Annotated in this window: 9 protein-coding genes, 4 tRNA genes, 6 rRNA genes and 1 riboswitch; of the genes, 14 read left to right on the top strand and 5 right to left on the bottom strand. The window is 48.4% G+C overall.

Annotated features, from left to right (window positions below; all coding sequences use genetic code 11):
* Positions 1-62: 62 nt before the first annotated feature.
* Positions 63-536, bottom strand: a complete 474-nt coding sequence (locus AC6I8U_RS01620) for an RDD family protein (protein ID WP_498017583.1) — start codon at positions 534-536, stop codon at positions 63-65.
* A 192-nt stretch (positions 537-728) separates the two neighbouring features.
* On the opposite strand from AC6I8U_RS01620, the gene AC6I8U_RS01625 reads away from it, so the two are divergent.
* From AC6I8U_RS01625 to AC6I8U_RS01685, 13 genes are all read left to right on the top strand, one after another.
* A tRNA-Leu gene (locus AC6I8U_RS01625) sits at positions 729-813 on the top strand.
* A 171-nt stretch (positions 814-984) separates the two neighbouring features.
* Positions 985-1926: a hypothetical protein gene (locus tag AC6I8U_RS01630; protein ID WP_498017584.1), complete on the top strand. Its 942-nt coding sequence runs from the start codon at positions 985-987 to the stop codon at positions 1924-1926.
* A 104-nt stretch (positions 1927-2030) separates the two neighbouring features.
* The gene (locus AC6I8U_RS01635; protein WP_419153432.1) at positions 2031-2759 is read left to right on the top strand and encodes a hypothetical protein; all 729 of its coding nucleotides are present in this window, start codon (positions 2031-2033) and stop codon (positions 2757-2759) included.
* 147 nt (positions 2760-2906) lie between these two features.
* Positions 2907-4157, top strand: coding sequence for an HD-GYP domain-containing protein (locus AC6I8U_RS01640; RefSeq protein ID WP_498017585.1), 1251 nt, complete (start codon positions 2907-2909; stop codon positions 4155-4157).
* A gap of 618 nt (positions 4158-4775) precedes the next feature.
* Positions 4776-6327 (top strand): 16S ribosomal RNA (locus AC6I8U_RS01645).
* Positions 6328-6391: 64 nt separating this feature from the next.
* Positions 6392-6467 (top strand) — tRNA-Glu (locus tag AC6I8U_RS01650).
* Positions 6468-6752: 285 nt separating this feature from the next.
* Positions 6753-9641: ribosomal RNA gene (locus tag AC6I8U_RS01655) — 23S ribosomal RNA — on the top strand.
* A gap of 129 nt (positions 9642-9770) precedes the next feature.
* Positions 9771-9886: ribosomal RNA gene (rrf, locus tag AC6I8U_RS01660) — 5S ribosomal RNA — on the top strand.
* A 368-nt stretch (positions 9887-10254) separates the two neighbouring features.
* Positions 10255-11806 (top strand): 16S ribosomal RNA (locus AC6I8U_RS01665).
* Positions 11807-11885: 79 nt separating this feature from the next.
* Positions 11886-11961, top strand: a tRNA-Ala gene (locus AC6I8U_RS01670).
* Positions 11962-12335: 374 nt separating this feature from the next.
* Positions 12336-15225 (top strand): 23S ribosomal RNA (locus AC6I8U_RS01675).
* A gap of 126 nt (positions 15226-15351) precedes the next feature.
* A 5S ribosomal RNA gene (gene rrf / locus AC6I8U_RS01680) occupies positions 15352-15467 on the top strand.
* The 16S, 23S and 5S rRNA genes sit together here with 3 tRNA genes alongside, the layout of an rRNA operon.
* Before the next feature lie 40 nt (positions 15468-15507).
* Positions 15508-15584 (top strand) — tRNA-Asp (locus tag AC6I8U_RS01685).
* Positions 15585-15771: 187 nt separating this feature from the next.
* On the opposite strand, the gene lysC is transcribed toward AC6I8U_RS01685, so the two are convergent.
* Positions 15772-17121, bottom strand: coding sequence for a lysine-sensitive aspartokinase 3 (gene lysC / locus AC6I8U_RS01690; protein ID WP_498017586.1), 1350 nt, complete (start codon positions 17119-17121; stop codon positions 15772-15774).
* A 99-nt stretch (positions 17122-17220) separates the two neighbouring features.
* Positions 17221-17395: riboswitch (Lysine riboswitch) on the bottom strand.
* Positions 17396-17610: 215 nt separating this feature from the next.
* Here lysC and AC6I8U_RS01695 point away from each other — a divergent pair.
* The gene (locus AC6I8U_RS01695) at positions 17611-18729 is read left to right on the top strand and encodes a pyridoxal-phosphate-dependent aminotransferase family protein (protein ID WP_498017587.1); all 1119 of its coding nucleotides are present in this window, start codon (positions 17611-17613) and stop codon (positions 18727-18729) included.
* A gap of 69 nt (positions 18730-18798) precedes the next feature.
* On the opposite strand, the gene AC6I8U_RS01700 is transcribed toward AC6I8U_RS01695, so the two are convergent.
* From AC6I8U_RS01700 to pepA, 3 genes are all read right to left on the bottom strand, one after another.
* Positions 18799-21657 carry a valine--tRNA ligase gene (locus AC6I8U_RS01700; protein ID WP_498017588.1) on the bottom strand — a complete coding sequence of 953 codons (2859 nt, stop codon included), beginning with the start codon at positions 21655-21657 and terminating at the stop codon, positions 18799-18801.
* Between the two features lie 98 nt (positions 21658-21755).
* Positions 21756-22211 (bottom strand): DNA polymerase III subunit chi, encoded by a 456-nt coding sequence (locus AC6I8U_RS01705; RefSeq protein WP_498017589.1) that lies wholly within the window; start codon positions 22209-22211, stop codon positions 21756-21758.
* 72 nt (positions 22212-22283) lie between these two features.
* Positions 22284-23792 (bottom strand): leucyl aminopeptidase, encoded by a 1509-nt coding sequence (gene pepA, locus AC6I8U_RS01710; protein WP_498017590.1) that lies wholly within the window; start codon positions 23790-23792, stop codon positions 22284-22286.
* Positions 23793-23802: the final 10 nt, after the last annotated feature.

Raw genomic sequence — 23802 nt, forward strand, 5'->3', positions numbered from 1 at the left:
TTGAAACCAGAACTAAAAAAGGTGCCGAATGGCACCTTTTTTATTTATTCTCGATTAGAGTGTTACTTCGCTTTGGGTAACACCACAACCTTAGTCTTCGCCCAAATATCGTGAAAGCCACGCTTTTGCGGGTCGATAGGAACGGCAAGGTTTGATAGTCCAAAAGCAGACGTCGCGAGTCTAATAAGCGCTTGAGTCACAGTGATTCTACCGCCTTCAAGGTTCTGCACTTCAATCTTCCAGGCTCTCATGCCAAGCGTCTGACCTGCTCGGGTCCAAAAGAATACGATAAAGTAGATCCAAACAAACGCGAGATAAGCGGTGTACACAGGGCTCCAAAACGGATGGTTTCCGAGAAGATCACTGGCATCAGCATAAGGAGCGTAGGAGATAAGCCCGGCAGCAACCAGAGCTTCCATTATCGCAACAACAACACCGCCAGCCATCATGACCACAGCAAGAATAATTAGGCTATCGTAGAACAGCGCACCAAGCCTGCGAAAGAATCCTGCAGGTGGGAGAGATTGGGTTTCCATTGAGACAAACTTCCATAACTTAAACTCGCCACAGCATAGCGATTTCAATGCCAGGGGGAAAGCCTTGCTCATCGCATTGCTTCACATTGTGGTGAAAATAGCAGCAAACAATAGAATATTCAGCGTTTTGCTCTTGCGCGATCTAAATGCTTACGTATAATGCCAAACATCAAAGGACGTCAGTCCAAAGATGCCGGTGTGGTGAAATTGGTATACACGACGGATTCAAAATCCGTTGCCTTCGGGCGTGGCGGTTCAAGTCCGCCCACCGGTACCATATTTAAACAACAAAGCCTCGACGAAAGTCGGGGCTTTGTTGTATCTGGACCTATCACAAACCCTTTTCATTCTTATGAGAGTGTTTCTCTCATGTCTTATTCTTAGCGGTCTTCGTTTGTCTCAACCACGGCTAAGCGCTAGAATCTAGCTATCAGAGAGGAGAATTACTGTGAGCGCAAAATTTACCTATCTCGCTTGGCAACAAACCAATCTAGAAGCGAGCCATAAGTTAGTGTTGTTGAAGTTGGCTGACTTGTGTGGACAGGACGGCTCTGTAGCTGTTGCGCTTGCGGATGTCGCAAAAGAGTGTTTGCTCGGAGAGTTTGGTTTTGCCGATGTGCTCACTGCATTGTCGCAAAAAGGATTGCTCGAGAAGGGGCGAGTGGAGTCAATTGGCTCTCGTCAGATTCATCACCTAACGCTTTCTTTATCTGAGCCGAATAGCTTACCGGTAATTGAAACGTCAATGGCACACGATAGCCAACCGAAGACGCCTGTGGTAACAACACCACAAGCCTCTAGTGCGCCACCGTGGACGTATCATCCAATGAACCTCTATAAGGTACCGGTAGCAAGTCGCGATAACCTCTGGCAGCGTTTTATTCGAGAACGAGACGTTCGTAATATGAATGATGTACGACGCGATGCCATTTTACGTGATTGGCTTGAAATGATGAAAGGGTCGGGTGGCTTTCAAGAGTACTTTGAAAATACTCATAGCCAAAATGAACGACCTGCACCGAGTCGACGGCGCTCTAGTGCTCCCTCTAATGCTAAATACATTTCGACCCATGATTTGCAGGAAAACGAGATTGCAGAGTGGGCGATGCAATCCATTTTGCATTCGGGCATGGCTGCCGATCCGCATCTGTTCTGGGAGAAGTTTGTAGTCTATTACAAAGCGCGAGCGAATGAGTTTCTGTCAGTTACCCAGATGCTCAATAAGTTGAGACTCTGGATAGTGAATGAGAAGCAAGCCGAAGATAGACGCAGGCAAGCGGATGAAAGACGACGACAGTCGTTCCAGCAAAGCCAAAAGTCGGGTGAAGTGAGCCCATCAGAAGAGTTTCGTGAATACCTGCGTGGGCAAGGTAAGAATCCTAATTTTTGATAAGATACCGTGTGTGCGGTTCTTGAGGTAAAAGGTTCGATATGAGTACGGGCAATAAGCCAAAAAATTTAGATTTTGGTGCAATGGAAAAAAAGCTCCGTGAAATGGGAGTAAGCAGTAATCTAGAACACTTGAAGTCTGCAAAATCCCAGTCTTCACGCCCAGAGTCTGCGCCAAAGACAGAAGTTCAAGTCGCTAAGCCTCAAGCATCTCACCCGGTAGAGTCACGTCCTGTTACAACCGGCTCTCGCGCCGTGATGCAAACAGACACTGAAACTGAGCGACAACCAAGCGATTGGTGTAACTACATTTTTGGTACTTTGCTGAGTATTTATGAGTCGACATGGATTAAGTCCTACGGTCGACGCCCAACGGGGCGCTTTTTGGATTTTGCAGATAGTCTGACAGAGTCAGAGTTAATGCGTGTAATTCAGCATTGTCGTGAGCGTTTGCAAGCTGGTGAAAAGTGGCCACCTATCATGGGGGAGCTAGCGTTACTCAAGAGTCAGTTGACAGAATCTGAGTCGCTTGAAGCCATGAACCGTGTGGTAAGTAAGACACCTAAGAATCAGATTGAAAAGTGGATCATGCAAAACAAAGGCTATGAACTACGTCGCTTGCCACAATCGATTATCGTCAAACGCTTTAAAGAGTTCTACCGCGAGGCGATGAGCTTGCAAGAAAAGGGCAAGTTAGTCACCGAGGTACCTAAAGGGCTGCCAAGTCAGTCGGTCAAAAACTTGGTTGATTTGAAGCGCGAAGAGTATGAAAGTCAGCATGGTAAGAAGCTAGACCCCCGGATTCAAGCGATCCTAGATCGTAAATCACAGTAGTGAAAGTGCCCACATCGACAGTGGGCATTTTTATTGATAGTGCTATTAGTTATATCACTGAATCACATTTTATTGATAAAGGGATGAACTAAGCTTCGAACTTCTTTAAACTTGCCGCGTGTTTTTCAGCCAAATTGCAGTAAAGTTGTGGCAAGTATCAAAATATCTGTGGATCGAATTCAACCCGGACTCCATATCAAGATACCGCTCAAATGGAATGAGCACCCTTTCCTTTTTAACGTGTTTAAGGTTAAGTCTGATCAGCAAGTTCAAGTTATCAAGCAACTAGGCTGTAAGTATGTTTACGTCACGCCTGAACTGAGTGATTCGCTTCCTTTACCGGTCCAAGAAGCTTCGTCAAAACCTATCGATGAATCAGCAAAAACGGAATCGGATATGCTTTGGCAAGAGAAACAAAAGCGTATTGAAGAATTGTCTGCTTATCGCCGAAAAGTCTCACGTTGTGAGAAGGAGTTTGACCGCTCTCTTGCTCGTATTCGTAATCTTATGACCAAACTTAGAAGTCGTCCCAAACAAGCAGCAAAAGAGGCGCAGCAGCTTGTTGATGATATTGTAGAGTCACTGTTGTCTCAAGATGATGTCACGCTGCACCTTATGGGCAGCAAAACTGAGTTTGAAGACCTCTACTTTCATTGCTTGAACGTATCGATTTTAGCCATGATGATAGCCAAAGCTAAAGGAATGGATGCGGCTTCAATCAAGATGGTCGCAATGGGGGCGCTGTTCCATGATATCGGTAAAGCCAAGATCCCATCTGCCATTCTGCGTAAAGCCACTCCACTCACTGAGCCAGAGTCTAATTACCTAAAGCTACATACTAAGTATGGTAAAGACATCGCTATTGCCATTGATACACTACCTGAAGAGGTTATCACCGTTATAGAGCAGCACCACGAACTGCTGGATGGCACTGGGTACCCAAATGGTTTGAAAGGCGAAGAAATTGATGCCATTACACAGATTGTCTCAGTAGCCAATGCTTTTGATAATCTGTGTCATCATCAAAATCCGACTGAGAAAAAAATCCCCTACACGGCGTTATCCTATCTCTATAAGAAGGGTAAGCAGCATTACAACAATGAGAACCTCAATATACTTATCAAGTATATGGGGGTCTATCCACCGGGCACGGTAGTTAAACTGTCGAATGACATGGTGGGGCTGGTTGTTTCAATTAATAGTGGCAGCCTTCTTAACCCCAACGTTTTAATGTACGACCCGACGGTACCTAAGCTTCAGGCACCGATCATCGCCCTAGAGAATAAAGACTTGAAGATCGAGTCGGTTATACATCCGGAGAGACTACCCGAAGAGATCCGAGAGTATTTGAATCCGCGCGCTCGAATCTCTTATTACTTCGAAGAGCAAGCTAACTAGTTTGTTATCCAGTTCTATAACTCACGGCTTATGGGTGACTGGTAGGAACTATTATTCAGTGACTTGTCTCTTTATACCTTATCCTGTGCTTTGGAAAAGCAAGAGAGAGAATGGGTGGCTGTTCGAAAGTTAACTATATAAATGCCAAATTTACGGCACTTAGTATGTTTTTTCTTCAAACACGTCATTTTTGAATTTTTTATCAAGAAAAGGCTTGCCAAGCTGAATCGGTTCTCTATAATGCGCATCCACTGACACGGCAGAGCCCACAAGGGTTCAAGACGATAGTCAGTAAGGCATTCAGCTTACAAGATGGTCTTCTAGTTAGATTTGAAAAAATCAAAAATAATTAGAAAAAAGTGTTTGACACTGAGAATCATCTCGCTAGAATAGCCGCCTCTTCAGACGAAACGCAGCAGCGAGCAGTTGAAGAGATGTTCTTTAAAAATATAGACCTATCAATCTGTGTGGGCACTCGTTGATGATAATCAAATTAGAAGCTTCGGCTTCAAATTAGGTTTCAATGAAACGAAGTGACCATTGAATCGAAAGATTCAGCACAGTCAATTCAAACATTACTTATGTAATGTTCAGTATTCATTGAGCCGACAAAATCTTAAATTGAAGAGTTTGATCATGGCTCAGATTGAACGCTGGCGGCAGGCCTAACACATGCAAGTCGAGCGGAAACGAGTTAACTGAACCTTCGGGGGACGTTAACGGCGTCGAGCGGCGGACGGGTGAGTAATGCCTGGGAAATTGCCCTGATGTGGGGGATAACCATTGGAAACGATGGCTAATACCGCATAATAGCTTCGGCTCAAAGAGGGGGACCTTCGGGCCTCTCGCGTCAGGATATGCCCAGGTGGGATTAGCTAGTTGGTGAGGTAATGGCTCACCAAGGCGACGATCCCTAGCTGGTCTGAGAGGATGATCAGCCACACTGGAACTGAGACACGGTCCAGACTCCTACGGGAGGCAGCAGTGGGGAATATTGCACAATGGGCGCAAGCCTGATGCAGCCATGCCGCGTGTGTGAAGAAGGCCTTCGGGTTGTAAAGCACTTTCAGTCGTGAGGAAGGCGGTGTAGTTAATAGCTGCATCGTTTGACGTTAGCGACAGAAGAAGCACCGGCTAACTCCGTGCCAGCAGCCGCGGTAATACGGAGGGTGCGAGCGTTAATCGGAATTACTGGGCGTAAAGCGCATGCAGGTGGTTAGTTAAGTCAGATGTGAAAGCCCGGGGCTCAACCTCGGAACTGCATTTGAAACTGGCTAACTAGAGTACTGTAGAGGGGGGTAGAATTTCAGGTGTAGCGGTGAAATGCGTAGAGATCTGAAGGAATACCGGTGGCGAAGGCGGCCCCCTGGACAGATACTGACACTCAGATGCGAAAGCGTGGGGAGCAAACAGGATTAGATACCCTGGTAGTCCACGCCGTAAACGATGTCTACTTGGAGGTTGTGGCCTTGAGCCGTGGCTTTCGGAGCTAACGCGTTAAGTAGACCGCCTGGGGAGTACGGTCGCAAGATTAAAACTCAAATGAATTGACGGGGGCCCGCACAAGCGGTGGAGCATGTGGTTTAATTCGATGCAACGCGAAGAACCTTACCTACTCTTGACATCCAGAGAACTTAGCAGAGATGCTTTGGTGCCTTCGGGAACTCTGAGACAGGTGCTGCATGGCTGTCGTCAGCTCGTGTTGTGAAATGTTGGGTTAAGTCCCGCAACGAGCGCAACCCTTATCCTTGTTTGCCAGCACTTCGGGTGGGAACTCCAGGGAGACTGCCGGTGATAAACCGGAGGAAGGTGGGGACGACGTCAAGTCATCATGGCCCTTACGAGTAGGGCTACACACGTGCTACAATGGCGCATACAGAGGGCGGCCAACTTGCGAAAGTGAGCGAATCCCAAAAAGTGCGTCGTAGTCCGGATTGGAGTCTGCAACTCGACTCCATGAAGTCGGAATCGCTAGTAATCGTGGATCAGAATGCCACGGTGAATACGTTCCCGGGCCTTGTACACACCGCCCGTCACACCATGGGAGTGGGCTGCAAAAGAAGTGGGTAGTTTAACCTTCGGGAGGACGCTCACCACTTTGTGGTTCATGACTGGGGTGAAGTCGTAACAAGGTAGCCCTAGGGGAACCTGGGGCTGGATCACCTCCTTATACGAATAGATTATTGCGATGAGTGTTCACACAGATTGATTGGTTTATAGATTTAAGACACCGTGTCCCGTTCGTCTAGAGGCCTAGGACACCGCCCTTTCACGGCGGTAACAGGGGTTCGACTCCCCTACGGGATACCATCTTTAAGTGTTTTCTCTATCGAGAATTCTTAAAAATGGTTACTTCATTACGAAGTGATTAGCTCTTTAAAAATTTGGAAAGCTGACAGATAACAATTTGATTGATTGTTATCTATTAAAAGTTCTCAAATCCTATATCGAAAGATGTAGGTACCAACACACATTCAAGTGTTCTTGGGAATTACGAAAGTAATTCATATTTGAGTCCGGCAAAATCGAGTCTGCATCATGTATAAAAATTGCAGACAACTTTGGTTACGTAACAAAGACCCTTTGGGGTTGTATGGTTAAGTGACTAAGCGTACACGGTGGATGCCTTGGCAGTCAGAGGCGATGAAAGGCGTAATAACTTGCGATAAGCTCAGATTAGGTAGTAATAACCTTTGAGTCTGAGATCCCTGAATGGGGAAACCCACCTACATAAGTAGGTATCGCTGAGTGAATACATAGCTCAGCGAGGCGAACCGGGGGAACTGAAACATCTAAGTACCCCGAGGAAGAGAAATCAACCGAGATTCCGAAAGTAGCGGCGAGCGAAATTGGATTAGCCCTTAAGCTTTTAATGAGACAGGTGAAGGCTCTGGAAAGTGCCGCGATACAGGGTGATAGCCCCGTAACCGACATCTCATCATCAGTGAAATCGAGTAGGGCGGGACACGTGATATCCTGTCTGAATATGGGGGGACCATCCTCCAAGGCTAAATACTACTGACTGACCGATAGTGAACCAGTACCGTGAGGGAAAGGCGAAAAGAACCCCTGTGAGGGGAGTGAAATAGAACCTGAAACCGTGTACGTACAAGCAGTAGGAGCCTCTTCGTGGGGTGACTGCGTACCTTTTGTATAATGGGTCAGCGACTTATATTCAGTGGCAAGGTTAACCGTTTAGGGGAGCCGTAGGGAAACCGAGTCTTAACTGGGCGTTCAGTCTCTGGATATAGACCCGAAACCAGGTGATCTAGCCATGGGCAGGTTGAAGGTTGAGTAACATCAACTGGAGGACCGAACCGACTAATGTTGAAAAATTAGCGGATGACTTGTGGCTAGGGGTGAAAGGCCAATCAAACCTGGAGATAGCTGGTTCTCCCCGAAATCTATTTAGGTAGAGCCTCGGACGAATACTACTGGGGGTAGAGCACTGTTAAGGCTAGGGGGTCATCCCGACTTACCAACCCTTTGCAAACTCCGAATACCAGTAAGTACTATCCGGGAGACACACGGCGGGTGCTAACGTCCGTCGTGGAGAGGGAAACAACCCAGACCGCCAGCTAAGGTCCCAAATTATAGCTAAGTGGGAAACGATGTGGGAAGGCTTAGACAGCTAGGATGTTGGCTTAGAAGCAGCCATCATTTAAAGAAAGCGTAATAGCTCACTAGTCGAGTCGGCCTGCGCGGAAGATGTAACGGGGCTAAGCTATAAACCGAAGCTGCGGCAATATACTTTGTATATTGGGTAGGGGGAGCGTTCTGTAAGCCGTTGAAGGTGGACTGTAAGGTCTGCTGGAGGTATCAGAAGTGCGAATGCTGACATGAGTAACGATAAAGGGGGTGAAAAACCTCCTCGCCGGAAGACCAAGGGTTCCTGTCCAACGTTAATCGGGGCAGGGTGAGTCGACCCCTAAGGCGAGGCCGAAAGGCGTAGTCGATGGGAAACGGGTTAATATTCCCGTACTTCTTACAATTGCGATGGGGGGACGGAGAAGGCTAGGTGGGCCTGGCGACGGTTGTCCAGGTTCAAGTGCGTAGGCTTGAGAGTTAGGTAAATCCGGCTCTCTTTAAGGCTGAGACACGATGTCGAGCTACTACGGTAGTGAAGTCATTGATGCCATGCTTCCAGGAAAAGCCTCTAAGCTTCAGATTGTAAGGAATCGTACCCCAAACCGACACAGGTGGTCGGGTAGAGAATACCAAGGCGCTTGAGAGAACTCGGGTGAAGGAACTAGGCAAAATGGTACCGTAACTTCGGGAGAAGGTACGCTCCTCGCGGTGAAGTCCCTTGCGGATGGAGCTATGGGGAGTCGCAGATACCAGGTGGCTGCAACTGTTTATTAAAAACACAGCACTGTGCAAAATCGTAAGATGACGTATACGGTGTGACGCCTGCCCGGTGCCGGAAGGTTAATTGATGGGGTTAGACTTCGGTCGAAGCTCTTGATCGAAGCCCCGGTAAACGGCGGCCGTAACTATAACGGTCCTAAGGTAGCGAAATTCCTTGTCGGGTAAGTTCCGACCTGCACGAATGGCGTAATGATGGCCACGCTGTCTCCACCCGAGACTCAGTGAAATTGAAATCGCTGTGAAGATGCAGTGTACCCGCGGCTAGACGGAAAGACCCCGTGAACCTTTACTACAGCTTGGCACTGAACATTGACCCTACATGTGTAGGATAGGTGGGAGGCTTTGAAACTAGTACGCCAGTATTAGTGGAGCCGTCCTTGAAATACCACCCTTGTAGTGTTGATGTTCTAACGTCGGCCCCTTATCGGGGCTGCGGACAGTGCCTGGTGGGTAGTTTGACTGGGGCGGTCTCCTCCCAAAGAGTAACGGAGGAGCACGAAGGTGGGCTAATCACGGTTGGACATCGTGAGGTTAGTGCAATGGCATAAGCCCGCTTGACTGCGAGAATGACAATTCGAGCAGGTGCGAAAGCAGGTCATAGTGATCCGGTGGTTCTGAATGGAAGGGCCATCGCTCAACGGATAAAAGGTACTCCGGGGATAACAGGCTGATACCGCCCAAGAGTTCATATCGACGGCGGTGTTTGGCACCTCGATGTCGGCTCATCACATCCTGGGGCTGAAGTCGGTCCCAAGGGTATGGCTGTTCGCCATTTAAAGTGGTACGCGAGCTGGGTTTAGAACGTCGTGAGACAGTTCGGTCCCTATCTGCCGTGGGCGTTGGAAGATTGAAGGGGGCTGCTCCTAGTACGAGAGGACCGGAGTGGACGAACCTCTGGTGTTCGGGTTGTGTCGCCAGACGCATTGCCCGGTAGCTAAGTTCGGAATCGATAACCGCTGAAAGCATCTAAGCGGGAAGCGAGCCCTGAGATGAGTCTTCCCTGGCACTTTAAGTGTCCTAAAGGGTTGTTCGAGACTAGAACGTTGATAGGCAGGGTGTGTAAGCGTTGTGAGGCGTTGAGCTAACCTGTACTAATTGCCCGTGAGGCTTAACCATACAACACCCAAAGGGTTTTGATGGACTCAAAGTAGAACATTGAATGTGAGTTCAGAACTTTTAAAATCAGCTTTCCAGATATTTTGGTTTTTAGCTTTTTCGAAAAGCTGAAAACCAAAGCAGAATTTGCTTGGCGACCATAGCGTTGTGGACCCACCTGACTCCATGCCGAACTCAGAAGTGAAACGCAATAGCGCCGATGGTAGTGTGGGGCTTCCCCATGTGAGAGTAGGACATCGCCAGGCTCCTATTTATTTTCACTTTTTTGAAAAGTGAAGACAAAAGGTTCGACTTTGCTTATTTGATAAGCAAGTCACCATAGAGTTCTAAAATTTCTTAGAATTTTATGTTGACTTTCAAAGTAGAAAGCGTATTATACGCGTCCTGCTTAAGTGCTAAGGTACTGAAAGCTCTCTCTTTTTAGAGAATTGCTCTTTAACAATATAAACCTATCAATCTGTGTGGGCACTCGTTGATGATAATCAAATTAGAAGCTTCGGCTTCAAATTAGGTTTCAATGAAACGAAGTGACCATTGAATCGAAAGATTCAGCACAGTCAATTCAAACATTACTTATGTAATGTTCAGTATTCATTGAGCCGAACAAAATCTTAAATTGAAGAGTTTGATCATGGCTCAGATTGAACGCTGGCGGCAGGCCTAACACATGCAAGTCGAGCGGAAACGAGTTAACTGAACCTTCGGGGAACGTTAACGGCGTCGAGCGGCGGACGGGTGAGTAATGCCTGGGAAATTGCCCTGATGTGGGGGATAACCATTGGAAACGATGGCTAATACCGCATAATAGCTTCGGCTCAAAGAGGGGGACCTTCGGGCCTCTCGCGTCAGGATATGCCCAGGTGGGATTAGCTAGTTGGTGAGGTAATGGCTCACCAAGGCGACGATCCCTAGCTGGTCTGAGAGGATGATCAGCCACACTGGAACTGAGACACGGTCCAGACTCCTACGGGAGGCAGCAGTGGGGAATATTGCACAATGGGCGCAAGCCTGATGCAGCCATGCCGCGTGTGTGAAGAAGGCCTTCGGGTTGTAAAGCACTTTCAGCAGTGAGGAAGGCGGGTACGTTAATAGCGTGCTCGTTTGACGTTAGCTGCAGAAGAAGCACCGGCTAACTCCGTGCCAGCAGCCGCGGTAATACGGAGGGTGCGAGCGTTAATCGGAATTACTGGGCGTAAAGCGCATGCAGGTGGTTAGTTAAGTCAGATGTGAAAGCCCGGGGCTCAACCTCGGAACTGCATTTGAAACTGGCTGACTAGAGTACTGTAGAGGGGGGTAGAATTTCAGGTGTAGCGGTGAAATGCGTAGAGATCTGAAGGAATACCGGTGGCGAAGGCGGCCCCCTGGACAGATACTGACACTCAGATGCGAAAGCGTGGGGAGCAAACAGGATTAGATACCCTGGTAGTCCACGCCGTAAACGATGTCTACTTGGAGGTTGTGGCCTTGAGCCGTGGCTTTCGGAGCTAACGCGTTAAGTAGACCGCCTGGGGAGTACGGTCGCAAGATTAAAACTCAAATGAATTGACGGGGGCCCGCACAAGCGGTGGAGCATGTGGTTTAATTCGATGCAACGCGAAGAACCTTACCTACTCTTGACATCCTCAGAAGAGACTGGAGACAGTCTTGTGCCTTCGGGAACTGAGAGACAGGTGCTGCATGGCTGTCGTCAGCTCGTGTTGTGAAATGTTGGGTTAAGTCCCGCAACGAGCGCAACCCTTATCCTTGTTTGCCAGCACTTCGGGTGGGAACTCCAGGGAGACTGCCGGTGATAAACCGGAGGAAGGTGGGGACGACGTCAAGTCATCATGGCCCTTACGAGTAGGGCTACACACGTGCTACAATGGCGCATACAGAGGGCGGCCAACTTGCGAAAGTGAGCGAATCCCAAAAAGTGCGTCGTAGTCCGGATTGGAGTCTGCAACTCGACTCCATGAAGTCGGAATCGCTAGTAATCGTGGATCAGAATGCCACGGTGAATACGTTCCCGGGCCTTGTACACACCGCCCGTCACACCATGGGAGTGGGCTGCAAAAGAAGTGGGTAGTTTAACCTTCGGGAGGACGCTCACCACTTTGTGGTTCATGACTGGGGTGAAGTCGTAACAAGGTAGCCCTAGGGGAACCTGGGGCTGGATCACCTCCTTATAGGAATAGATTATTGCGATGAGTGTTCACACAGATTGATTAGGTTTGTAAGTTAAGAGTAAGGAAACCTTTTCCAGATGGGGCTATAGCTCAGCTGGGAGAGCGCTTCGCTGGCAGCGAAGAGGTCTGCGGTTCGATCCCGCATAGCTCCACCATCTTTAAGTGTTTTCTCTCGAGAATATTTAAAAATGGTTACTTCATTACGAAGTAATTAGCTCTTTAAAAATTTGGAAAGCTGACGAATAGCTTAATTGGTTTTTACTTTTGAAAAAGTAAAACAAAACAGCTCAAGGCTGTTGATTAAGTTGTTCAATTAAAAGTTCTCAAATCCTAACTTTCTTTGAAATATAAGAGAATTAGGTACCAACACACATTCAAGTGTTCTTGGAATTTGAGTCCGGCAAAATCGAGTCTGCACATGTATAAAAATGCAGACAACTTTGGTTGTTTACCAGTTTGTCTTCACTTTTCAAAAGTGAAAGCAAATACACAATCTCATGGTTTCATCTGAAACTCTTTGGGGTTGTATGGTTAAGTGACTAAGCGTACACGGTGGATGCCTTGGCAGTCAGAGGCGATGAAAGGCGTAATAACTTGCGATAAGCTCAGATTAGGTAGTAATAACCTTTGAGTCTGAGATTCCTGAATGGGGAAACCCACCTGCATAAGCAGGTATCGCTGAGTGAATACATAGCTCAGCGAGGCGAACCGGGGGAACTGAAACATCTAAGTACCCCGAGGAAGAGAAATCAACCGAGATTCCGAAAGTAGCGGCGAGCGAAATTGGATTAGCCCTTAAGCTTTTAATGAGACAGGTGAAGGCTCTGGAAAGTGCCGCGATACAGGGTGATAGCCCCGTAACCGACATCTCATCATCAGTGAAATCGAGTAGGGCGGGACACGTGATATCCTGTCTGAATATGGGGGGGACCATCCTCCAAGGCTAAATACTACTGACTGACCGATAGTGAACCAGTACCGTGAGGGAAAGGCGAAAAGAACCCCTGTGAGGGGAGTGAAATAGAACCTGAAACCGTGTACGTACAAGCAGTAGGAGCGGGCATTGTCCCGTGACTGCGTACCTTTTGTATAATGGGTCAGCGACTTATATTCAGTGGCAAGGTTAACCGTTTAGGGGAGCCGTAGGGAAACCGAGTCTTAACTGGGCGTTCAGTCTCTGGATATAGACCCGAAACCAGGTGATCTAGCCATGGGCAGGTTGAAGGTTGAGTAACATCAACTGGAGGACCGAACCGACTAATGTTGAAAAATTAGCGGATGACTTGTGGCTAGGGGTGAAAGGCCAATCAAACCTGGAGATAGCTGGTTCTCCCCGAAATCTATTTAGGTAGAGCCTCGGACGAATACTACTGGGGGTAGAGCACTGTTAAGGCTAGGGGGTCATCCCGACTTACCAACCCTTTGCAAACTCCGAATACCAGTAAGTACTATCCGGGAGACACACGGCGGGTGCTAACGTCCGTCGTGGAGAGGGAAACAACCCAGACCGCCAGCTAAGGTCCCAAATTATAGCTAAGTGGGAAACGATGTGGGAAGGCTTAGACAGCTAGGATGTTGGCTTAGAAGCAGCCATCATTTAAAGAAAGCGTAATAGCTCACTAGTCGAGTCGGCCTGCGCGGAAGATGTAACGGGGCTAAGCTATAAACCGAAGCTGCGGCAATGCATTTATGTATTGGGTAGGGGAGCGTTCTGTAAGCCGTTGAAGGTGGATTGTAAGGTCTGCTGGAGGTATCAGAAGTGCGAATGCTGACATGAGTAACGATAAAGGGGGGTGAAAAACCTCCTCGCCGGAAGACCAAGGGTTCCTGTCCAACGTTAATCGGGGCAGGGTGAGTCGACCCCTAAGGCGAGGCCGAAAGGCGTAGTCGATGGGAAACGGGTTAATATTCCCGTACTTCTTACAATTGCGATGGGGGGACGGAGAAGGCTAGGTGGGCCTGGCGACGGTTGTCCAGGTTCAAGTGCGTAGGCTTGAGAGTTAGGTAAATCCGGCTCTCTTTAAGGCTGAGACACGACGTCGAGCTACTACGGTAGTGAAGTCATTGATGCCATGCTTCCAGGAAAAGCCTCTAAGCTTCAGATTGTAAGGAATCGTACCCCAAACCGACACAGGTGGTCGGGTAGAGAATACCAAGGCGCTTGAGAGAACTCGGGTGAAGGAACTAGGCAAAATGGTACCGTAACTTCGGGAGAAGGTACGCTCCTCGCGGTGAAGTCCCTTGCGGATGGAGCTATGGGGAGTCGCAGATACCAGGTGGCTGCAACTGTTTATTAAAAACACAGCACTGTGCAAAATCGTAAGATGACGTATACGGTGTGACGCCTGCCCGGTGCCGGAAGGTTAATTGATGGGGTTAGACTTCGGTCGAAGCTCTTGATCGAAGCCCCGGTAAACGGCGGCCGTAACTATAACGGTCCTAAGGTAGCGAAATTCCTTGTCGGGTAAGTTCCGACCTGCACGAATGGCGTAATGATGGCCACGCTGTCTCCACCCGAGACTCAGTGAAATTGAAATCGCTGTGAAGATGCAGTGTACCCGCGGCTAGACGGAAAGACCCCGTGAACCTTTACTACAGCTTGGCACTGAACATTGACCCTACATGTGTAGGATAGGTGGGAGGCTTTGAAACTAGTACGCCAGTATTAGTGGAGCCGTCCTTGAAATACCACCCTTGTAGTGTTGATGTTCTAACGTCGGCCCCTTATCGGGGCTGCGGACAGTGCCTGGTGGGTAGTTTGACTGGGGCGGTCTCCTCCCAAAGAGTAACGGAGGAGCACGAAGGTGGGCTAATCACGGTTGGACATCGTGAGGTTAGTGCAATGGCATAAGCCCGCTTGACTGCGAGAATGACAATTCGAGCAGGTGCGAAAGCAGGTCATAGTGATCCGGTGGTTCTGAATGGAAGGGCCATCGCTCAACGGATAAAAGGTACTCCGGGGATAACAGGCTGATACCGCCCAAGAGTTCATATCGACGGCGGTGTTTGGCACCTCGATGTCGGCTCATCACATCCTGGGGCTGAAGTCGGTCCCAAGGGTATGGCTGTTCGCCATTTAAAGTGGTACGCGAGCTGGGTTTAGAACGTCGTGAGACAGTTCGGTCCCTATCTGCCGTGGGCGTTGGAAGATTGAAGGGGGCTGCTCCTAGTACGAGAGGACCGGAGTGGACGAACCTCTGGTGTTCGGGTTGTGTCGCCAGACGCATTGCCCGGTAGCTAAGTTCGGAATCGATAACCGCTGAAAGCATCTAAGCGGGAAGCGAGCCCTGAGATGAGTCTTCCCTGGCACTTTAAGTGTCCTAAAGGGTTGTTCGAGACTAGAACGTTGATAGGCAGGGTGTGTAAGCGTTGTGAGGCGTTGAGCTAACCTGTACTAATTGCCCGTGAGGCTTAACCATACAACACCCAAAGGGTTTTGATGGACTCAAAGTAAGAACATTGAATGTGTATTTAGACTTTTAAATCAGTTTTCCAGATTTATTGTTTTCAGATTTTCAGAAAATCTGAAGGCAAAACAGAATTTGCTTGGCGACCATAGCGTTGTGGACCCACCTGACTCCATGCCGAACTCAGAAGTGAAACGCAATAGCGCCGATGGTAGTGTGGGGCTTCCCCATGTGAGAGTAGGACATCGCCAGGCTTTAAATTTTGGACACTTGCATTAGCGAGTATGCCACTGCGGAGTGGTAGTTCAGTTGGTTAGAATACCGGCCTGTCACGCCGGGGGTCGCGGGTTCGAGTCCCGTCCACTCCGCCACTTATTAAGAAGCCTCGTCGAAAGACGAGGCTTTTTGCTATCTGCAAAATACTAAGCCCTAGACTCGGCGCCCTCGTCGAATTACTAGGGCTTTTTTACGCCTATAGCTTTTTGAAGTTCAATCATTCGCCATTCAATAGATACAAAAAAGGCGGTATTTCTACCGCCTTTGTTCAATGTTTATCACCTATTCAAACAAGTCTTCATGCAATGCTTTTACCGCATCTTTAGCTTCGCCTTCATCGAGTAGGAAGCAAAGGTTATGCGGGCTAGCGCCATAGCAGATCATGCGAATATTGAAGCTGTCTAGAGTATCGAATACTTCCGCAGCAGAGCCCTTGGTTTCACTCATCTGGTTGCCGATAAGCGCGACAAGGCTAAGCCCTTGTTTAACCTCAACAGTACAAAGCTGCTCTAGTTCTTGCTGTGCTTCAAGTGGGAGCTCTGGTGCACCGCCACCCGTATCAGTTTGATCAAGTGTTAGAGAAACACTGACTTCAGAAGTCGTTACTAGGTCAACAGAAATCTTGTGCTTAGCAAGCACCGTAAATACGTTTGCCAAGAAGCCATAGGCTTGGAACATACGAGGGTTGCGTAGCGTGACCATGGTTTGGTTATTGCGCAGAGCTAGCGCGCGGAATAGAGGTGCGCTCTCTACGGTTTGTCGTACCCAAGTGCCACCTTCTTGTGGTGCTTTTGAGGAACCAACAAAGACTGGGATCTGGTGGCGAAGCGCTGGCAGTAGTGTAGAAGGGTGAAGAATTTTAGCGCCGAAATTTGCCATCTCAGAGGCTTCACTGAAGCTGATCTCTGGGATTGGACGAGCGTTTGGTGCTATACGTGGGTCGGTTGTGTAGATACCAGGTACGTCGGTCCAGATTTCAAGACCTGCAGCTTCTACGGCTTCAGCGATAAGTGCCGCGCTGTAATCACTACCACCACGACCTAATGTCGTTGTCTCGCCATCTTCATCAGAGCCGATAAAGCCCTGTGTAACTACAACATATTGCTTGCAAAGAGGAACCAGCTTCTCGCTAGCTGCTGCTTTGGTTGCTTCGATGTTTGGTTCTGCTTTACCGTAATCACTGTCTGTCTTAAGCGCTTCACGAATATCAAAACGCACCGCATCGATACCACGCTCTTGCATTAGGCGAGTAAGGATGTGTGTCGACATACGTTCACCGCATGCCACTAGGTGGTCGGTAAGCTTTGGAGTTGCTGCAATGCAAGCGGCTTCCGATAGCGTCGCTACCTTTTCGATCAGAGCGTCTACACGTGCTTCAATAGAGCTGACATCATTAAGCTTTGACATGATGTCGGTATGGATATCGCGAAGCTTGCTAATGAGCTCAGCACGACGAGTCTCGTCCTTAACGCCGTTTGCAAGTTCAACCAAGATGTTGGTCACGCCTGAACAAGCGCTGCTAACTACCAACTTGGTTTGCGGGTTATTTTCGATGATTTCGGCACAACGGCTCATGGCTTCGAAGTTGGCGACGCTAGTTCCGCCAAATTTAGCTACATTGAATGCGCTCACAGTGATTCTCCAGGACTTCCAGTTAAAGTTTATGGTTGGTAACCCAACATCCGATGTTTGAAGAGAGAAATAGAGCAGAGGAATATGAATATTAGAATAGACCTCAGAAGCTCTTCACCAATTCTTGGTGACAGTTAAAGGGATTCAGCCCATTTAACCGACAAACTAAATCCGACAATTTTAGTTCATCTCGGCACTGCTCCCCATGAGTGAATTGTATTGAAGTTGCGGCTTCACAAATCACTTGCCTGGGCAGTGCTCCTCTTCCGCTGTAGCATCGAGAACGTCAATGAAAACGATTGGCTACAGATAGTGTGTTTATTCAACGTTTTTGCGTGTCAAAAGTCAATGGATGTTTATGCATTTCACATGAAAAACTTGAGTAGTTGGATGTTGCAAAAATGTTGTTTTTTCGCCATTGTAGATCGCATTGACGTCCAAAGTGATGTTTTTCCCAACAACTACAATAACCTAATAGGACAATAGCCCATGACCATTTCAAGCTTTGTGCCCCCTCACCGAACCCTAATGGGACCTGGCCCATCTGATATTTATCCGCAAGTGTTGCAGGCTTTAAGCCGCCCTACGATAGGTCACCTTGATCCGCTTTTTATCGGGATGATGGATGAGTTGAAGGTGCTATTGAAATACGCATTCCAAACAGAAAATGATTTCACAATCGCGGTCTCAGCCCCTGGCAGTGCGGGTATGGAAACTTGCTTTGTAAACCTAGTTGAGCCGGGTGATAAGGTTATCGTCTGTCGCAATGGCGTGTTTGGTGAGCGCATGCGTGAGAATGTGGTTCGCTGCGGTGGTGAAGCCATTGTAGTGGATGATGAGTGGGGAGCACCTGTTTCGGTATCGAAAGTCGAACAGGCGATAGCTGAGCATCCTGATGCGAAGATACTTGCGTTTGTGCACGCTGAGACCTCTACTGGTGCAGTGACTGATGCTAAAGCGTTAGGTGCGCTTGCTAAGCAGCACAACATGCTATCTATTGTGGATGCAGTAACCTCGCTTGGTGGTGTTCCACTATTGGTAGACGAGTGGCAGTTGGATGCCGTTTACTCAGGTAGCCAGAAGTGTTTGTCTTGTGTTCCTGGATTGTCACCAGTCACCCTGTCTCCTGCAGCCATTGAAGTGATTAAGTCCCGACAAGCGCCTGTTCAGAGCTGGTTCTTGGATCAGAGCTTGGTGTTAGGTTATTGGAGTGGGGAAGGTAAGCGCAGTTATCACCACACAGCACCAGTAAACAGCCTTTACGCGCTTCATGAGTCCTTGGTGCTTTTGAAAAACGAAGGCCTAGAAAATGCGTGGCAGCGCCATCAAGATATGCATATGTTGCTACGTGAAGGGCTCGAAAACCTAGGACTGAGTTTTGTGGTTGAAGAGCAAAGTCGTCTGCCGCAGCTTAATGCTGTCTATCTCCCTGAGGGCGTGGATGATGCTGCGGTAAGATCGCAGCTGTTAGAAGAGTACAACCTTGAGATCGGTGCAGGTCTTGGTGCGCTCGCTGGAAAAGCATGGCGTATTGGCTTGATGGGTTATGGCGCTAGAAGAGAGAACGTCGCGCTTTGCTTGAAGGCTCTGGAGACTGTGTTGAAGTAAGCCCAGTCCTTCAAACATAAAAAAGCCGAGAGTGTTACCACTCTCGGCTTCTGTTTTTAGACTTGCTAATTACAGCGCAGCAATAGTTTGCTTTTGCTCTTCAAGCTTAACTAGCGTCTCTTTGTAACCTTCTAGCTTCTCACGCTCTTTGGCCACAACCGCTTCAGGTGCTTTTGCTACGAAGCCTTCGTTGCCTAGCTTACCTTCGATACGCTTGATCTCGCCTTGAGTCTTAGCGATCTCTTTCGCTAGACGATCCAGCTCAGCATCTTTGTCGATCAGGCCCGCCATTGGAATCATTAGCTCAGACTTACCAACCAGTGCCGTTGCACACGCTGGCGTTTCTTCGCCTTCAGCTAGTACCTTGATGCCTTCTAGTTTAGCAAGCGAAGCGAGTACCGCTTTGTTTGCTTCTAGGCGTGCTGCGTCTTTCTCGTCAGCAACTTTCAGCATCACATCCAGACCTTTGCTTGGTGCAATGTCGTACTCTGCGCGAAGGTTACGGATGCTAGTGATGAATGCTTTCACCCACTCGATGTCATCAAGCGCTTCTTGGTTGAAGTTCGCTTCTTCAAACTGAGGCAGAGCTTGAAGCATGATCGTGTCGCCTTCAACACCATCTACTAGCGGCTTGACGCTTTGCCAGATAGTTTCAGTGATGTATGGCAGTACTGGGTGAGCGAGACGAAGTGTCTTCTCAAGTACGGTGATCAGCGTGCGACGTGTACCGCGTTGCTGCGCTTCGTTACCTTTCCATAGAACTGGCTTAGTTAGCTCTAGGTACCAGTCACAGAATTGGTTCCAGATGAACTCATAGATAGTGTTCGCTGCCATGTCTAGACGGTAGTTGTCTAGGTGAGCGTTAAACTCTTTTGCTGCTAGCTCAAACTGAGACTCGATCCACTTGTCTGCTAGTGAGTACTCGATGTCACCTGCGCCGAAGCCACAATCTTGGTCTTCAGTGTTCATCAGTACGTAACGGCTTGCGTTCCACAGCTTGTTACAGAAGTTACGGTAACCCTCAAGACGCTTCATATCCCAGTTGATATCACGACCGGTAGACGCCATTGCTGCAAGAGTGAAGCGAAGTGCATCAGTACCGTATGGTTCAATGCCATCTTCGAATGTCTTACGAGTGTTCTTCTCAATCTTCTTCGCTAGTTGAGGCTGCATCATGTTACCAGTGCGCTTCTCAACCAGAGACTCTAGGTCGATACCATCAATCATATCGATTGGATCAAGCACATTACCTTTTGACTTCGACATCTTGTCGCCGTTCTCGTCACGGATTAGGCCGGTAACGTAAACTGTCTTAAATGGTACTTGTGGCTTACCGTTTTCATCTTTACAGAAGTGCATGGTCATCATGATCATGCGCGCAACCCAGAAGAAGATGATGTCGAAACCGGTGACCAGTACGTCTGACGGGTGGAAGGTTTTTAGATCTTCTGTATTTTCTGGCCAGCCTTGTGTACCGAATGTCCATAGCGCTGAAGAGAACCAAGTATCCAGTACGTCATCGTCTTGACGCAGTACAACAACTGGAGCCAAACCGTTTTTCTCACGAACTTCTTCTTCAGTGCGACCTACGTAAACATTGCCGTCGTTGTCGTACCATGCCGGGATACGGTGACCCCACCATAGCTGACGAGAGATACACCAGTCTTGAATGTCGCGCATCCAAGAGAAGTACATGTTTTCGTATTGCTTAGGTACGAACTGGATTTCGCCGTCTTCAACGGCTTTGGTTGCTGTTTCAGCAAGAGGGGCAGTGCGAACGTACCATTGGTCGGTTAGCATTGGTTCAATAACCACACCACCACGGTCACCGTAAGGAACCGTTAGGTCGTGATCTTTGATCTCATCAAGAAGACCCAGCTCTTCGAATTCTGCCACGACAGCTTTACGAGCAGCAAAGCGCTCCATGCCGTGGTATTTCGCTGGAAGCTCTGTTGAGTAAGCATCGCTTGCTTCACCGTTAGTGTTAAATACTTCAGCGGCGTCACGGATGTTGGCATCGAAGGTTAGGATGTTGATCATCGGTAGTTGATGACGTTTACCTACCTCGTAGTCATTGAAATCGTGTGCAGGTGTGATCTTCACACAGCCCGTGCCTTTTTCCATATCGGCATGCTCGTCACCCACGATAGGGATGCGGCGATCCACGATAGGAAGCAGGATTTCTTTACCAATAAGATCTTTGTAGCGCGGATCTTCTGGGTTGACGGCAACGCCAGTATCACCAAGCATGGTTTCTGGACGTGTGGTTGCAACAACGATGTAGTCTTTGCCTTCAGCGGTCTTAACGCCATCCGCTAGTGGGTAGCGGAAGTGCCACATGTGGCCTTTTTTGTCTTTGTTTTCTACTTCTAGATCTGAGATTGCCGTGTGTAGTTTTGGATCCCAGTTAACTAGACGTTTACCGCGGTAGATGAGGTCGTCTTCGTATAGGCGAACAAATACCTCTTGAACGGCGTTGGACAGGCCGTCATCCATAGTAAAGCGCTCGCGATCCCAGTCTACAGAAGCGCCTAGGCGACGAAGCTGTTTAGTGATCGTGCCACCAGACTCGCCTTTCCATTCCCAGATTTTGTCGATGAATGCATCACGACCGTAATCGTGCTTAGTTTTGCCTTCTTCTGCAGCGATTTTGCGCTCAACAACCATTTGCGTTGCGATACCTGCGTGGTCGGTACCTACCTGCCAAAGGGTGTTTTTGCCTTTCATGCGCTCAGCACGGATCAGAGTATCCATGATGGTGTCTTGGAAAGCGTGACCCATGTGTAAGCTACCAGTGACGTTCGGTGGCGGGATCATGATGCTGTATGATTCTTTAGATGTGTCACCGTGTGGCTTAAAGTAGCCTTTCTCTTCCCAAGTCTGGTACAGAGCTTGTTCGATAGATTGTGGGTTATATGTCTTTTCCATAGCTTTCTTGGATACTTACTTTAATCTGTGAAAGAAATTTGCCAAACCTTATAAATAAACGAGAGTGTGTCGCGCTTACTTATAAGGATTGACCTTGATTAGGATTCTGAATGCTGAATCTCAATGGTTTGAAGCTGATAGCCCGCTTGACGGTAAATTTTATACCTTTCTCGCGCAACTTGCTTAGCTTTTTCTTCGCAAGGGACGAAGTCTACCACTTGACCAAAGGAGTTCGCAAAGGTTGCGTGACTATTGGCTATATTTATTACCAATTGACGGTTCCAACTGGGTTTAAGCCCCTCAAAACCGATTTCAACAGGCGTGCCATTCTTGGGCCCTTCACCCACCAAATTATGGGCAATGAACTGCTCTGGCGAGACTTGCCAGAAGAATTCTGCCACCGCTTCCGCATGCTGCCTATCGATGCAATTGATGTAGAGTTTGGCACCTTGCCCCACGAAGTGACGACTGAGAAAGTGCACATAAGCAAACCAGCCTTGCTGTGTCGCTTGCTCAGAGTCTTCTCCAATAATGTAAAACGTTGCAGTATTCATATCGTAACTTCTGTATACAGAGGGTTTGCTGGTGCCCAAAACTAAAAAAGGGCCTTGCGGCCCTTTTCTTGATTACTCTTCAGTCTCTTGGCCACTGCGGTTAAGCAAGAATTGGACAAGCATTGAGACTGGACGGCCTGTAGAGCCTTTCGCTTTACCTGACTTCCACGCGGTACCAGCGATATCTAGGTGAGCCCAGTGATACTTCTTCGCAAAGCGCGATAGGAAGCAGCCAGCAGTGATAGTACCGCCAGGGCGGCCGCCGATGTTTGCCATGTCTGCAAACGGGCTAGCGAGCTGTTCTTGGTACTCGTCAGCCATAGGTAGACGCCAAGCACGGTCACCTGCTTGCTCAGAAGCGTTAACCAGCTCGTGAGAAAGTGGATTGTGGTTAGAGATAACACCGCTGATGTGGTGACCCAGAGCAATAACACAAGCACCAGTTAGCGTTGCCACGTCAACGACACACTCAGGCTCGTAGCGCTCAACGTACGTTAGTGCGTCACACAGTACCAAACGACCTTCCGCATCCGTGTTCAACACTTCAACCGTTTGACCGGACATGGTTGTTAAGATGTCGCCAGGGCGGTAAGCGTTGCTGCCAGGCATGTTTTCACAACCTGCTAGTACCGCTACGACGTTAATTGGTAGGTTCAGCTTCGCTAGCGCTTTCATGGTACCGAATACAGACGCTGCACCACACATGTCGTACTTCATCTCATCCATACCTTCACCCGGTTTTAGTGAGATACCGCCTGAGTCGAACGTTAGACCTTTACCAACAAGCACGATAGGTTTCGCGTCTGGATCTGGGTTGCCCTTATATTCCATGATGGACATCATAGACTCGTTCTTAGAGCCACGACCTACCGCTAGGTAAGAGGTCATACCCAGTTTTTCCATCTCTTGCTCACCAATGATCTTAGTTGTCACGGTGTCATAGTCATCTGCAAGACGACGAGCTTGAGAGGCTAGATAAGCAGGGTTGGCAATGTTTGGTGGCATGTTGCCAAGGTCTTTTGACGCTTTCACACCAGATGAGATAGCAAGACCGTGGGCGATCGCTTTTTCGCCTAGGTTTAGTTCACGGCGAGTTGGTACATTGAATACTAACTTGCGCAGCGGACGACGAGTTTCTGGCTTGCTGCTCTTGAACTGGTCAAATGTGTAAAGACCATCTTTGGTTGCTTCAACGGCTTGACGCACTTTCCAGTACGTATCACGACCTTTAACGTGAAGTTCTGTCAGGAAGCACACCGCCTCCATTGAACCTGTTTCGTTGAGCGTGCTGATGGTTTTTTGGATAATTTCTTTGTATTGGCGCTCGCCAAGCTCACGCTCTTTACCACAGCCTACGAGAAGAACACGCTCTGATAGTACTCCTGGTACTTGGTGAAGAAGAAGCATTTGGCCCGGTTTACCTTCAAGGTCACCACGGCGAAGCAGCGAGCTGATATAGCCATCACTGATTTTGTCCAGCTGCTCTGCAACTGGAGAGAGACGACGTGGCTCGAAAACACCAACGACAATGCACGCACTGCGTTGTTTCTCTGGACTGCCACTTTTTACACTAAACTCCATGCGTACTCCT

The organism is Vibrio sp. KUL80 (assembly GCF_059725495.1).

Bases quoted from the DNA above. Each gene is read 5' to 3' on its own strand.
- AC6I8U_RS01620 (WP_498017583.1), bottom strand. From the start codon at position 536: ATGGAAACCCAATCTCTCCCACCTGCAGGATTCTTTCGCAGGCTTGGT.
- AC6I8U_RS01635 (WP_419153432.1), top strand. From the start codon at position 2,031: ATGGGAGTAAGCAGTAATCTAGAACACTTGAAGTCTGCAAAATCCCAG.
- AC6I8U_RS01695 (WP_498017587.1), top strand. From the start codon at position 17,611: ATGACCATTTCAAGCTTTGTGCCCCCTCACCGAACCCTAATGGGACCT.
- AC6I8U_RS01700 (WP_498017588.1), bottom strand. From the start codon at position 21,657: ATGGAAAAGACATATAACCCACAATCTATCGAACAAGCTCTGTACCAG.
- AC6I8U_RS01705 (WP_498017589.1), bottom strand. From the start codon at position 22,211: ATGAATACTGCAACGTTTTACATTATTGGAGAAGACTCTGAGCAAGCG.
- pepA (WP_498017590.1), bottom strand. From the start codon at position 23,792: ATGGAGTTTAGTGTAAAAAGTGGCAGTCCAGAGAAACAACGCAGTGCG.